Here is a 13,274-nt window from a genome sequence, read left to right on the forward strand (position 1 = left end):
CGGATCCTATTGATCAACCGGGTCGCACTCCAAAACGAGCGGGTTCGGCAGCGACGTCCACTGGTCTCCCGGGGTCTGCGGGGACAGCCGCATCAGGGTCAACGCCTTGGCGGGAACCGGCCCTTGACGCAGGGCCGCGAGGTCGGACGTGTCCGGCAGGTCCGGCACGGCGGCCGCCAGGGCCGCGCCGAGGGCCGGACCGGAGCTCGCCACGCCGGCCAGCGCGCCGGCCAGCAGAGAGCCGAACAGCTTGCGGCGCAGGGTCGTTTCGTCGTCGGTGATCAGCCGGCCGGTGAGGGCGGGCTGGGCGATGCCGTGCCGGGTCAGCCGCGCGGGGCTGATCCGGATGTCGGCCAGGTCCCGGTAGACCAGGCGCCGCGGGGCGCCGTCTGCCGACAGGACCACCAACAGGTTCTGGCCGTGCGCCTCCAGGGCCACGCCCAGGTCGAGCAGGCGCAGGCCCACGGTGAGCGCCAGGGCGGTGAACGCGGCCAGCCAGGCGGGGGACCGAGGCAGCCCGGTGAGGGGGAGCGCGGCCACCGGCACGACCCGTTCCCCCGGCCCCGCGTACGCCTCCGGCGACTCCCGCAGCACCGCGGCCAGATCGGGAGAGCGGGCGGTGACCGCGCCGAGGGTGCGGGTGATGTGCAGCAGCCCGTCGGTGCGGCTCGCCAGGTCCGCGGCGAACGAGGACAGCGTCGCCGCGGCCCGGACCGAGTACGGGGAGATGTCCCGCACCGAGGACGTCAGCCGGGCGCTCAGCGCGGTCTTCACGTGCGGGCCGCCGGGCAGGGCCAGCGTGCGCAGGGACATCAGCGGATGCGCCGGCCGCCAGTCGTCGTACGACCGCTTGAGCACATGGGCCGCCTGCCAGGGGTGCACCGGCACCAGCAGCCGTTGCCCGTCGCGCAGTTCGGCGGGCCACTCCCCGGTCACCAGGCACTCGGCGGCGGGCACCGGCACCGTGCCGAGCCGCACCACCGGCCGGTGCTCCGGGCCGTACGCCAGCTGGTCCGCCACCGAGAAGCCGGGCCGGGAGCGGCAGCCGGGGTGGAACGGATGCCCGTCGGTCACCCGCTGCTCCCACGCCCAGTCCCGGTCCGGCCACTCCTCGGGGTGATCCGCATCGGCCCGGGACAGCGCCGACGAGGCCACGCTGTGCGCCAGTTCCGCCGCGAAGGCCGAGGCGTGCGGCACCGCGAGCGCCTCCATCAGGCGGGCCGGATCGACGTGGAGCTCGCGGTCGAGGCGGACGCCGGTGACGTAGGCGCCCGTGGCGTAGGGGTCCGCGTGCGGACCGTGCAGCGTCCGCCCGTCCGCGAGCCGCAGGGCGAGTCCGTGCGCGCCGGTCATCCGGCCGGTGATCCACGGCAGCGGCTCGTGTGCGAGCCCCCGCCACAGCCGGGTCAGCACGGCCGCGCGGGCGCCCGGCAGCTCCGCCCGGTACCGGGGCAGCAGGGCGGGCCGCACGTCGGCCAGCTCCGCGGCGACCTCGGCCTCGGCGGTGGGAGAAGGGGACACGGACACGGTCGGCTCCTCGGTCGCGGGCGGCACGGGGCACGATGGTCGCACGACGGTCAGGGACGACCTCCATACTGGCCGCCTCCGGCTCCCGGACGAAGAACGAATGGATCGCGTGGACCTCAAGCCTCCCGCAGACGACGTCGGCCGGCGCGCCGACGCCTACGCTTGCGCCCCCCTGCTCAACTGCCTGCTCCGGGAGGTGGCCGTGCCGCTCCCGGACCCCGGGGAGCGGCCGGCCTACCGGCTGCCCGGTACCGGGCGGCTGCTGCGCGTGCGCCCCGGGCGGCGCCCCGCCGACCCGGAGGTGTACGCGGCCGGGGTCTGGCACCGGGTCGGTCACCCGGAGCTGGTGAAACTGGTCGCCGAGGAGCTGCGCCGGCACACCGGGCTGCCGGGCGGCGATCTGCCCGCCGAGATGATCGACAGCCGCGACGCGGTCGCCGCCCTGCTCGACGCCCGCGCCCGGGCGACGGCGCCCGCGGACCCGTACCTGCGCTCCGAGCAGTCCCTGATCACGGGCCACCCCTACCACCCCGCGCCCAAGGCGCGCGGCGGCGGCCCGGTCGCCTCCTGGCTGCCGTACGCGCCCGAGGCCCACGCCCGCTTCCCGCTGGTGCTGCTCGGCGTCCGCGAGGACCAGGTGGCCGAGGAGGGCGACACCCGCGCCCTGGACGCGCTCGGCACCGCCCCGCCCGGCTACCGGCTGCTGCCCGCCCACCCCTGGCAGCTCGACCTGGTCGGCGGCGACCTCGCGCCCGCCTTCGCCGACGGCCGGCTGCTCCGGCTCGGCACCACCGGCTTCGACACCTGGCCGACGGCGGCGGTGCGGACGGTGTACGAGCCGCGGCGCGACCTGTTCCTGAAGTTCAGCCTGGACGTCCGCATCACCAATGACATCCGCCGGCTGTGGCGCCACGACCTGCTCAGGCTGCGCCGCACCGACCTCGCGGCCGGGCAGGCCCTCACGGCGCTGGGCCCGTCCGCCGGCTGGCTCAGCGACCGCGGCTACCGCACGGCGGCCTTCGCCTTCGAGGAGCTGGCGGTCCTGGTCCGGGACGGTCTGCGCGGCCATCTGCTGCCGGGCGCGACCCCGCTGCTCGCCGCCGGGCTCGCGGAGGGCTTCGAGGGCAGCCCGCTGGCCGCCGCCGCCGACCCCGAGGGCTGGTGGGAGGCGTATCTGCGGCAGGTCGTGCCGCCCGCCCTCGCCGCGTTCGACGAGCACGGGGTCGTCCTGGAGGCGCACCTGCAGAACACCCTCGTCGCGGTCGACGCGTCCGGCACCCCCGTGCAGGCGCTGTTCCGGGACGCCGAGGGCGCCAAGCTGGTGCCCGACGTGCCGCGGGCCGCCGGCTGGGAGCGGCTGGTGTACTGCCTGGTGGTCAACCACCTCACGGAGATCGCCGGCGCCCTCGCCGAACACCGTCCCGGCCTCGACCCCTGGCCCGCCGCCCGCCGCGAACTCGCCCGGCACGACCTGCCCGAGATCCCCGCCCTGCTGGCCTCGCCGACCCTGCCCGGCAAGACCAACCTGCTGCTGCGCTGGACTGGCGCGGACGGCGCGGACGCCCGCTACCTGCCGCTGCCGAACCCGCTGGCGGCCCGGTGACCGGCCGAAGGCCTACCGGGGCGTGCCGAAGTCCTGGGTCCAGTAGTTGCCCTGCGGCGCGTAGCCGACGCCGATCTCCTTGAACGAGCAGTTGAGGATGTTGGCCCGGTGGCCGGGGCTGGCCATCCAGCCCGCCATGACGTCCTCCGGGGTGGCGTAGCCGTAGGCGACGTTCTCCCCGTAGCTGCTCCAGGCGTAGCCGGCGGCGGTGATGCGGTCGCCCGGGGAGGACCCGTCGGACCCGGTGTGCGACATGTTCTGGTGGGCCGCCATGTCCGCGCTGTGGGCCTGGGCGGCCTTGGTCAGCGCGGAGTTCAGGGTCAGCGCGGAGCAACCCGCCTTGGCACGCTCGGAGTTGACCAGCTGCACGATGCGTGCGGTGACCCCGGACGCGGTGGCGGTGGCCTTCGGACTGCTCGGCGCGGCCTTGGGCGTGCTCGGCGCGGCGGGGGCCGTCGACGGAGCCGCGGTGGCCTTCGGGGTGCTGGGGGACGTGGTTCTGGTGGGCCTGGGGGCCGTGACCTTCTTCGTGGTGCTCGGGTGAGCGGTGGGCCGCGGCGTGGCAGGCGCGCCGGCCCGCGGCCCGCCGGCGTGGTGGCCGTTGCGGTGGTGATGCCGGTGGGAGTGATGCCACGCCCGCTGGGGCGCGCTCGCCGCGGCGACATGGGCCTGGTCCTGTGTGCCGTGCGGCCAGTCGGAACAGGCCAGGGCGACGGAGGGCACGCCCACGACGCCGATGGCGGCGGTGGCGATGACTATTCGCCGGTAGTACTGCGTCTTGCGGTGCTTGCCCATTCGTCAACCTCGCTCGGTGATCGCCGGGCGCTCATTCTCGGGACGGCCTCACAGAGAGCGCAAAGGGCCTTGGCTACTACCGGGACTCGTAGGGCGGGAGGGCCCTTGCCAGACGGGGAGACGCCTGTCGAGTTCGCATCTGTGACGTTTGCTGATCCCTGGCGTGCCGTCAGATTCGCGCCATCGGTGCTCAGTAGGGGGAGCAGGTGCGCGGGCGCCGGACCATTCCCCGAGGCGCGCCTGGTACCCCTGGCAAGCCGGACAAATCCCATATGTCGCCGGAGCGGCACCTACTACCCGCCCTCCTTAGTGGCCGACTCCGGTGTGAGGGATGTCACCGGGGCGAGCTGCCGGTGGCGGCGGAGGTGCGGGAGTGATCATGGCTGATCAGTCTCCGACACCATGGATGCGCACCGATGGCAATCGATGGGCGTGATGCGCAACCAATCGGACCGTTTTGGGTATCAGCGCCCACGATGCCGGGCATAGCATGCATAGTTTGGATCTCTGTGGTCCGGGGGGCGGGCCCGGCATGGGGGGCGGGGGCGCCGTATGGGGGAATCGGTTCCGAGATCGAGTGGCCGGCGCTGGGCGGTCGTGGTGGTCGCGCTGGCGGTCGCCGCCTGCGGCAGCCTGGCCGTCGTACGCCTGACGGACACGGGCGGTACCCGCACGGCCGGGGCAGGGGTCGATCGGGCTGCTGCCGAACGAGACCTGAGGTCACGGGTGTCCCCGCTGACCCCGGTGGTCGTACGAACGCCCGGAGGCTACGAGGCCGCCTGCTACGACCAGCACGGACACATCACGTTCTGGCGCCGCACCGCCACCGGATGGCACGAACTCGCCCAGTCCATGTATCCGCAGGACGTCGGGGACGGGCCCGGCAGCTACGACGAGCACGGCGTCGGCGTCCAGGGCGCGATGCTGCCGGGGATGAACGACGCGGTCTACATCGTCAACGGCCCCTTCAGCGGTGACGGTTCCGGAAACGCCGTGACCTTCGGCAACGGCCCCGACGGCTGGGGGCGGCTGGCGCCGAGCAAGCCGCAGCAGTTGATCTCGTCGGGCACCGGAAACAGCTCCCTCGACCCTGGGATCTACAGCACCGAACGGTTCTCCCGGGGAACGCTGGAGACCGAGGAGAACACCGGCGTCTTCTCCACGGCGTTCGGCGCCGGGTTCCCCCTCCGGCGGGAATGGCGCGGAGCCGCTGACCGGCTCGTCGAGAAGGGCGACAACATCGTCATGGCCTCCGCCACGTCGGCCCCGGACGGGACGGTGCCCGCGCTCCCGTCCGCCACCCCGCCCGACGGCACCTACGGCGGGCTGCTGATCGACGCGACGGTCGAGGCCGGGAAGGCCCGGCCGGGTACCGGTCCGCGCATCAAGGTCACGGTGCAGGGCTCCCCGGTCTCGGCGGCCTGCGCTGCGGCAGGCACCTGCCGTCCGGGAGTGAACACCGGGACGGCATCGGTCACCGCGGCCGCCGACGCCCCCACCGTCTATCCCGTGAGGGCGAACGGACGTGACGCGTACATCACAGGCCCGCTCTGGCCACTGGCCGGGCTCGCGGACGCCCTCTGGGGACCCGGCAGCGACCCCGGCATCGACTCGCCGTACGCCGACCCGCGTTACTTCAAGGACCGCGGCAACAGCCCGTGGTACATCCCGGCCGGGCTTCATGCCACCGCCTTCGAGATCGTCCGGGGCGAAGCCGTGGAACTCACCTTCCGTGACGGCGTGGTGACCGCGATACGGCAAGTCCGCTCCGCGCTCTGAGGCGACGGGCGTACGACCGAAGGGGACCGGGCCCGCGGCCCGGTGGGGGGGGAGCCGCCATGTGGACCATTCGACCCAGACGCGAGCCCGAACGCGAGCGGGCGGCCGACGAGCCGCCTCCCGCGTCGGCCGGCACCACCCAGGAGGGTCGGCCGCGGCGCATGGCGTCGGCACGCCTGTTCGCCCTGAGCCGGGCCGCGCTGTCGCAAGGACCCGACGCGCTCGCCGCCCTGGACGCCGTACAGGATCAGGTCCCTCCCGCCGACGCCGAGACCGCGTCCGCTGTGCTCGCGGCGGCCCGGGCACTGGCACAGCCGGGCGACGCCGCGTCGCACCTGGCCGCCGCGCTGACCTACTGGCGCGCGTCGTTTCTCCTGACGGCTGCGCCGACGTCCGCGCCGGATCAGGCCCTTCCCGTGGAAGAACCGAGCCATGAACCGGCCCCGCCGACGACCGCACCGGACGCGGCGACACCGACGTCCACGCCCGCCCCTGGGCCCGCCCGCACCACCTCGCCACCCGGCGCCGCCCGCTCTGCACCTGCCGCGGCATCGCCCCATCCCGCGCCCGAGGTGCCCGAGCCGCCGGATCCACTCGGGGCCCACCCCGACGACCCGTCCTCCGTGCTTCGTGCGCTCGCCGACGCGGACAGGGATGCCGCAGAGGCCTTCGCAGCCATGACCGTGGAGGCGCTCGCGGGGGGACCGCGTCCCGCGGTCGTCGCGGAGGTCGAACACGTGGTCGCCGCCGGAGAGCAGGGCGGGACGCGCCTGATGCTCGCGGTGATGGACGGCGGCCCGCCGGGCCTGCACCCGGACCCTGAGCGCATGGCCCTGCTGCGGCCCACCGAGGCGTTCGCCGCCGCCGTCGGCGACGCGTGGGTGCGGTGCCCGCTCGCCCGGCAGGGGCGCAGCGTGCTCTGGGCGGCCGAGGGGGTGGACGGCGAGCCGCTGAGGACGGCGGACGGCGACCTGGGCCGGGCCTTCGCGCCGGCCCTCGCGGAAGTCGGCGTCAACGCCCGCGCAACCGGCCTCCGGCTCCGGCTTCCCACTGCGGTCGCAGCCTGGCCGGGCCGGTTCCTCCGCTGTTCCCGTCCCCTTCTCGCGGGGCTGGCCGGGGCGGTCACCGCGACCGCGCTGGTCATGCTCACCCTCCATCTGACGGGCTGGCACTCCGGAGACGACCGGTCCGTTGTCGCCGCCCGGCTGTCCGCACGCGCGCTCGGCGTCGCGGCGGAGGACCCACGACTCGCCGCCCAACTCGCCCTCGCAGCTCACAGCGTGGACCCCACCGACCAGACCGCGGGGCTGCTCAGGCAGCTCAGCGAGGACGAGCAGTACGTCGCCCGGCGCTTCGACACCGGTGACGGCACGCTCGACGCGATCGCTCAGGACGACGGCAGGCAGATGGTGTTCACCGCAGGGCCCGACGGGGGGATACAGGCCTGGAGTTCGTGGTCCGGGACGCGTCTCGGCCGGGTGAGCGGCGCGTCCGGCATCGTCGCGTTGGCCTGCGACCCGGCGGCCCCGCTGCTCGCCGGTGCCGACAGCAAGGGCGACGTGCTGCTGTGGCGCACGGGAGACCTCTCCCGCGTGGGCGCCCCCGTCCGTCTCCACATGCCGTACCTGGGAGGTAGCGAAGGACGGACCGTCGGCCTGGGCTTCAGCCACGACGGCACGCTCGTCTACCGTGTGGCGGGCAACGGCGAGGTGCGTGTGTGGGACACCAGGACGCACGCCACCCTCAGCGCAGACGACGACTCGCTGAAAGCGCCGGGACACCAGTACGTCACTCCTGTGGCTGTCAGCAGTCCCTACGCCCCAGGTGGTCACGGCTCCTCGGAAAGCGTCCTGATCGGCACCGACGACGCCGGCATCGTCTCCTACGACCTGCGCACCCACCGGACCGCCAACCTGCTCGGCGCGGGCCAGGCGCGCGGTCCGCTCACGGCACTGACCGCCGACGCCTCGACCGGCACGCTCACCGTGGCGGCGGGCTCCCCCGCGGGCCTGTCCCTGTGGAGCCTTGGCGCCAGGCATCACGAGATCTACCCCTATGCCGGCATCACCGCCTCGGTCGACGCCCTCACCCATCGGTCCGACGGCACGCTCGCCGTGGGCACCGACCAAGGGGTCGATCTCCTCACCACCGACGGCGGTGTGACCACCCCGCGACCCCAGGGCGGCTACGCCGGGCAGTTCGCCTCCTCCACCAGCTCGGACGGACGCGATCTCGTGGTGGGCGGCGCCGGGGACACCGTGACGGTGCTCGACGTCCGAGGCGCGGGTCCGGCCCCTGCCACGGGCGGGGCGTCCACCGTTCTCGCCTACGACGCACGAGGCGACCTCCTGCTCAGCAGTACCGACGCCCACGACTGGTCGACCGGTCTCTACACCGTGCGGCCCGACCCCCACGACCCCGCTCGCGGCGACTCCACGACGAGGACCCGCCGCGCCTTCCTGCCGGGCGCACACTGGTGGCCGAAGGGGTCGTCGTTCTACGCCAACGCAGGCGCGCTGACCTCGTCCTTCGTGGCCGCCGCCGGTCAGGATCCGGACTTCAGGGCCGCGGTACTCGTCTGGGACGCCAGGACGGGCAGGGCGCTGCGCCACATCGTCTTCCCGGGCGATGAGAACACGACGCCGACGGACCCCGACCTGCCGCCGAACATCGCCGTATCCGTGCTGTTCGACACCCGCTTGCACCTGATGGTCGCCCGGGACACCTCCGGCCAGGTCGCCGCCTGGTCGACCCGCACCTGGCGGCTGGCCCTGCGCGTCAGCACGGGCGCGGCCGGCGGCGGCGGACTCGCCCTGAGTCCCGATGGCAGGTCGGCCCTGCTCACCGTGGGATCTGCCAAGCTGAACGACGTGGCCGTCAGGAACCGGCTGGTCTCGGTGGACCTGCGCACCCGCCGTGTGGACAGTGTGGCGCTCGACAGATGGACGTACGCCGTGGCGTACGCGCCGGACGGCTCGCGTGTCGCGGCCCTCTCGACCGACGACACCGTCAGCTTCCTGAACCCCGCCGGCCGGCGCCTGCCCGGTACGCCGGTCATCCACCTGCCCGGCCCTGCCGCGCACCTCGCCTACAGCCCGAACGGCCGCCTTCTCGCCGTGGCCGACGGCCTGGGCAAGGTGCTGGTATACCGCACGGCGGACGGGCAACTCGCTTATCCTGCCTTCCAGTTGCCCGCGGGGGAGTCGGCGGTCGACGTCGCCTGGGACCCCCCCGGCACACTGCTGACGGCGACCGGGGGCGTGCTCGGCGACCACCCGCACGTCACGACCACGTACTTCTGGCCGCTTGCCTACGACCGGTGGGCCTCGCGCGTGTGCGCACTCGGCGGCGGCGACCTGACCCGTGCGGCCTGGGCCGAGTACGTCGGCTCGTCCACACCCTACCGCCCGCTCTGCGGCCGCCATGGCTGAGCGGTCCGCGCGATCGAGGAGAACGCGGATGCGAAGACGTGCGTCCAACTGGGGCGCCTACCAGCCGGGGCAGCGGCCGAGCAGCCCCGTTGGCAGCCGGGCCAGGCGCCGTCAGGCGGCCACCGCCGCGCGGCGGTCCGGCGAGGGGACCGCGCCGCCCGCGCACGCCGGCTCCTGGCAGTGGGCCAAGAGTCGCCTGGCCAAGCTCGCCGTGGCCCTCGCGGCCGCGGTTGCCGTGGGGATCACCGGGGCGGTGACCGGGATAGCACAGGACGTCGCGAACGGGGCCTGGCATGGCGTCGTGGGCCTGTTCACCGATGACGCACCGCCCCCGAAACCGACGATCGCCTCGGTCACGCCGCTGCGGATCAACGGTGGCGGCACGGTTGTGTTCGCCGAGCCGATGCACCTGAGCGAGCGGCAGATCGAGGCCGACACCAACAGCCTCACCGGCCCGGGCGTCCTCCCGGACGACACGGCCGTGCAGGTCATGGTGCGCAATCCCGGGCACGACACGGTGTACGTGACGAACGTGCAGGTCAAGAAGGTCTGCACGGCTCCGCTGTCCGGCACCGTGCTCTTCGACCCGCCGCTGGGCTCGGGTGGGGAGAGCGACGTGGGCATCGGTTTCGACCTCGACTCCCCGCACCCGGTGCCCCGTGACTTCTCCTCGGACAGCCTGAAGCTGGGCGGCGGCTACTTCCTGGGCCGGACGGTCACGATCCTGCCCGGTCAGCCGCAGACGTTCCTGTTGTACACCCGCACCAGCCGCTCCTACTGCCGGTTCCGTTTCGTCATGACCGTCCACGTGGACGACCGGACGTACCAGCTCACCATCGACCGCAAGGGCAAGCCGTTCGAGATCACCGCGGGACTGATCGAGAAGGGGGACGACAAGCCGACGCTGGGCGCGTACCAGGTCGCCTACGTTTCCGGGTACCAGGCACATGTGGGCGCCGGGGCGGGGATGAGCGCCGCGACCCCGGACTTCGTGAAGGTCGACCCCAGGACGTGGAAGCAGGGGGGCCCGGCGAAGCGGTGACGAAGGGACACCCGTGGACACCGGAGTCTGGAGATCGCCGTTCTGTCCTTCGGCTGACCAGCCTCACCTTTTCCACGACGCTCACAAGGTGTCTGTCACGCTTGGTTACTATGCTCACTTCATGCCGGAGGCCGGAAGCAAGGGCCGTACCGTCCTTGGAGGTGGCCGTGGAATGCAAGGTCGCAGCGCGACAGGGTCTTCGCTCATGTTGAGAGAGGTCACCGCGACCCGCTACATCGAGCCCCTCCGCTCCGGCGGCTCCGTCCCCGGCGTCGTCGAGGCCGACGACCTCGGGACGTACGTCGTGAAGTTCACCGGTTCCGCGCAGGGGCACAAGGCGCTGGTCGCGGAGGTGATCGTCGGGGAGCTGGCCCGGGCGCTCGGCCTGCGCTTCCCGGAGCTGGTCCTCGTCCACTTCGACCCGGCGGTGGCCGAGGCCGAGCCGCACCAGGAGGTGCGCGACCTGCACAGCGCGAGCGCCGGCGTGAACCTCGGCATGGACTATCTGCCGGGCGCCCGCGACCTCACCCCGGAGATCGCCAGGGTCTTCCCGGTGGATCCGCTGGAGGCGGGCCGCATCGTCTGGCTGGACGCGCTGACCGTGAACGTCGACCGCACGGTGCACAGCTCCAACCTCATGGTCTGGCCCACCTTCGGCACCGTGCCGCCGCGCCTGTGGCTCATCGACCACGGCGCCGCGCTCGTCTTCCACCACCGCTGGGACACCACGACCCCCGGCAGGACGTACGACTTCCGGCACCACGCCCTCGGTCAGTACGGCCCCGACGTCCGCGCCGCCGACGCCGAACTCGCGCCCCGGGTGACCGAGGAGCTGCTGCGCGGCATCGTCGCCGAGGTGCCGGACGCCTGGCTGGCCGAGGACGCCGGGTTCGCGACGCCCGACGACGTCCGGGACGCGTACGTCGGCTATCTCCTCGCGCGCGTACGGCTGTCGTCACAGTGGCTGCCCACCGGCTTCCCGAGCCGCGAGGAGCTCGCGGCGGAGGAGGCCGCCCGCGCCGAGCGGACGCAGGCGGGCCGCCCGGACTGGCTGAAACGCGTCCCCGACCTGCACGGCAAGCCCGCGGCGCAGCAGGACTGGTCGGTACACCTGGGATGAGACACAACGGATGAGGCACAACCGATGAGCCACGTCGTGCAGATCGAGTACTGCACCCAGTGCCGCTGGCTGCCCCGCGCGGCCTGGCTGGCGCAGGAACTGCTCACCACCTTCGAGGCGGAGCTGGCCGAGCTGTCCCTCAGGCCCGGCACGGGAGGCGTCTTCGTGGTCCGGGTGGACGACGAGGTGGTGTGGGACCGCAAGGAGCAGGGCTTCCCGGAGCCCACGGCCGTGAAGCGGCTCGTACGCGACCGGGTGGCCCCGGGCAGGTCCCTGGGCCACTCGGACGGGACCGCGTGAGGCTCAGCCCTTGAGCTGCTCGTATGCGGGCAGGGTGAGGAAGTCGGCGTAGTCCTCGTCGAGGGACACCCTCAGCAGCAGGTCGTGCGCCTCCTGCCAGTGCCCGGCCGCGAAGGCCTCCTCGCCGATCTCGCGGCGGATGGCCTCCAGTTCCTCGGCGGCGACCCGGCGGGCCAGCTCGGGCGTGGCCTTCTCGCCGTTCTCGAACTCGACGCCCGCGTTGATCCACTGCCAGATCTGGGAGCGGGAGATCTCGGCCGTGGCCGCGTCCTCCATCAGGTTGAAGATGGCGACCGCACCGAGGCCGCGCAGCCAGGCCTCGATGTAACGCATGCCGACCTGCACGGCGTTGACCAGACCCGCGTACGTCGGCTTCGCGTCCAGGGAGTCGATCGCAATGAGGTCGGCGGCCGTCACGTGCACGTCCTCGCGCAGCCGGTCCTTCTGGTGCGGCCTGTCGCCGAGGACCCGGTCGAAGGACTCCATGGCGATCGGCACCAGGTCGGGGTGGGCGACCCAGGAGCCGTCGAAACCGTCGTTCGCCTCGCGGTCCTTGTCGGCGCGGACCTTCTCGAAGGCGACCTCGTTGACCTCCGGGTCCTTGCGGGAGGGGATGAAGGCCGCCATGCCGCCGATCGCGTGCGCCCCGCGCTTGTGGCAGGTGCGCACCAGGAGTTCGGTGTACGCCCGCATGAACGGGGCCGTCATCGTGATCGCGTTGCGGTCCGGCAGGACGAACTTCGCTCCGCCGTCCCGGAAGTTCTTGATGATGGAGAACAGGTAGTCCCAGCGGCCGGCGTTCAGCCCGGAGGCGTGGTCGCGCAGTTCGTAGAGGATCTCCTCCATCTCGTACGCGGCCGTGATGGTCTCGATCAGCACGGTGGCGCGGATGGTGCCCTGCGGGACGCCGACGTAGTCCTGCGCGAACACGAACACGTCGTTCCACAGGCGAGCCTCGAGGTGGGACTCGGTCTTGGGCAGGTAGAAGTACGGGCCCTTGCCCCTGTCCAGCAGCCGTTGGGCGTTGTGGAAGAAGTACAGGCCGAAGTCGACGAACGCGCCCGGCACTTGGCGGCCGTCGGCGTCGACGAGGTGCCGCTCGTTCAGGTGCCAGCCGCGCGGGCGCACGACGACGGTCGCCAGCTCCTCGTCCGGCCGCAGGGCGTACGACTTGCCGCTGTGCTCGTCGGTGAAGTCGATGTTCCGGGTGTAGGCGTCGATCAGGTTGACCTGGCCGAGGACGACGTTCTCCCAGGTGGGCGCCGAGGCGTCCTCGAAGTCGGCGAGCCAGACCTTCGCGCCCGAGTTGAGCGCGTTGATCGTCATCTTGCGGTCGGTGGGGCCGGTGATCTCCACGCGCCGGTCGTTCAGCGCGGCGGGGGCCGGGGCGACCCGCCAGGAGTCGTCCGCGCGGACGGCGGCCGTCTCCGGCAGGAAGTCGAGCGTGGAGGTGCGGGCGATCTCGGCGCGGCGCTCGGCCCGGCGGGCGAGGAGTTCGTCACGGCGCGGGGTGAACCGCCGGTGCAGCTCCGCCACGAAGGCGAGCGCCGCGTCCGTGAGGACCTCCTCCTGCCGGGGCAGGGGCTCGGCGTCGACGATGGCCAGCGGGGACGGCGCTGGTGCGGACATGAGCTGTCACTTCCTTCAGCGGTGGCACCGAGTGCCAAGTGGCACGCA

Annotated in this window: 9 protein-coding genes; 6 read left to right on the plus strand and 3 right to left on the minus strand. The window is 73.1% G+C overall.

The genetic code is table 11. The annotated features are described in order from the left end of the window. Positions 1-6: 6 nt before the first annotated feature. Entirely contained in the window at positions 7-1,521 is a 1,515-nt protein-coding gene (locus tag ACLU3S_RS10830; RefSeq protein ID WP_413951583.1) for an IucA/IucC family protein, read from the minus strand. Between the two features lie 106 nt (positions 1,522-1,627). Here ACLU3S_RS10830 and ACLU3S_RS10835 point away from each other — a divergent pair, with 106 nt between their 5' ends. Beyond that, positions 1,628-3,130 (plus strand): IucA/IucC family protein, encoded by a 1,503-nt coding sequence (locus ACLU3S_RS10835; RefSeq protein WP_413951551.1) that lies wholly within the window; start codon positions 1,628-1,630, stop codon positions 3,128-3,130. A gap of 12 nt (positions 3,131-3,142) precedes the next feature. Here the strand turns inward: ACLU3S_RS10835 and ACLU3S_RS10840 are convergent, their stop codons facing one another. After that, positions 3,143-3,925: a CAP domain-containing protein gene (locus ACLU3S_RS10840; protein ID WP_413951552.1), complete on the minus strand. Its 783-nt coding sequence runs from the start codon at positions 3,923-3,925 to the stop codon at positions 3,143-3,145. A 552-nt stretch (positions 3,926-4,477) separates the two neighbouring features. Between ACLU3S_RS10840 and ACLU3S_RS10845 the strand changes: the two genes are divergently transcribed. From ACLU3S_RS10845 to ACLU3S_RS10865, 5 genes are all read left to right on the plus strand, one after another. Next, on the plus strand, positions 4,478-5,704 hold the full coding sequence (locus tag ACLU3S_RS10845; protein WP_413951553.1) for a hypothetical protein: 1,227 nt from the start codon (positions 4,478-4,480) through the stop codon (positions 5,702-5,704). Positions 5,705-5,763: 59 nt separating this feature from the next. Next, a complete protein-coding gene (locus ACLU3S_RS10850) occupies positions 5,764-9,135 on the plus strand; it encodes a hypothetical protein (RefSeq protein ID WP_413951554.1) in 3,372 nt (1,123 codons plus the stop codon). A gap of 28 nt (positions 9,136-9,163) precedes the next feature. Beyond that, positions 9,164-10,177 (plus strand): hypothetical protein, encoded by a 1,014-nt coding sequence (locus ACLU3S_RS10855; protein ID WP_413951555.1) that lies wholly within the window; start codon positions 9,164-9,166, stop codon positions 10,175-10,177. A gap of 205 nt (positions 10,178-10,382) precedes the next feature. Beyond that, complete coding sequence (locus tag ACLU3S_RS10860) at positions 10,383-11,297, plus strand: HipA family kinase (RefSeq protein WP_413951556.1); 915 nt, start codon at positions 10,383-10,385, stop codon at positions 11,295-11,297. 24 nt (positions 11,298-11,321) lie between these two features. Continuing rightward, the gene (locus ACLU3S_RS10865; protein ID WP_413951557.1) at positions 11,322-11,597 is read left to right on the plus strand and encodes a SelT/SelW/SelH family protein; all 276 of its coding nucleotides are present in this window, start codon (positions 11,322-11,324) and stop codon (positions 11,595-11,597) included. Positions 11,598-11,600: 3 nt separating this feature from the next. On the opposite strand, the gene aceB is transcribed toward ACLU3S_RS10865, so the two are convergent. Continuing rightward, entirely contained in the window at positions 11,601-13,226 is a 1,626-nt protein-coding gene (gene aceB / locus ACLU3S_RS10870) for a malate synthase A (protein ID WP_413951558.1), read from the minus strand. Positions 13,227-13,274 lie beyond the last annotated feature (48 nt).

This window comes from Streptomyces sp. AF1A, from assembly GCF_047340315.1.
Classification (GTDB): domain Bacteria; phylum Actinomycetota; class Actinomycetes; order Streptomycetales; family Streptomycetaceae; genus Streptomyces.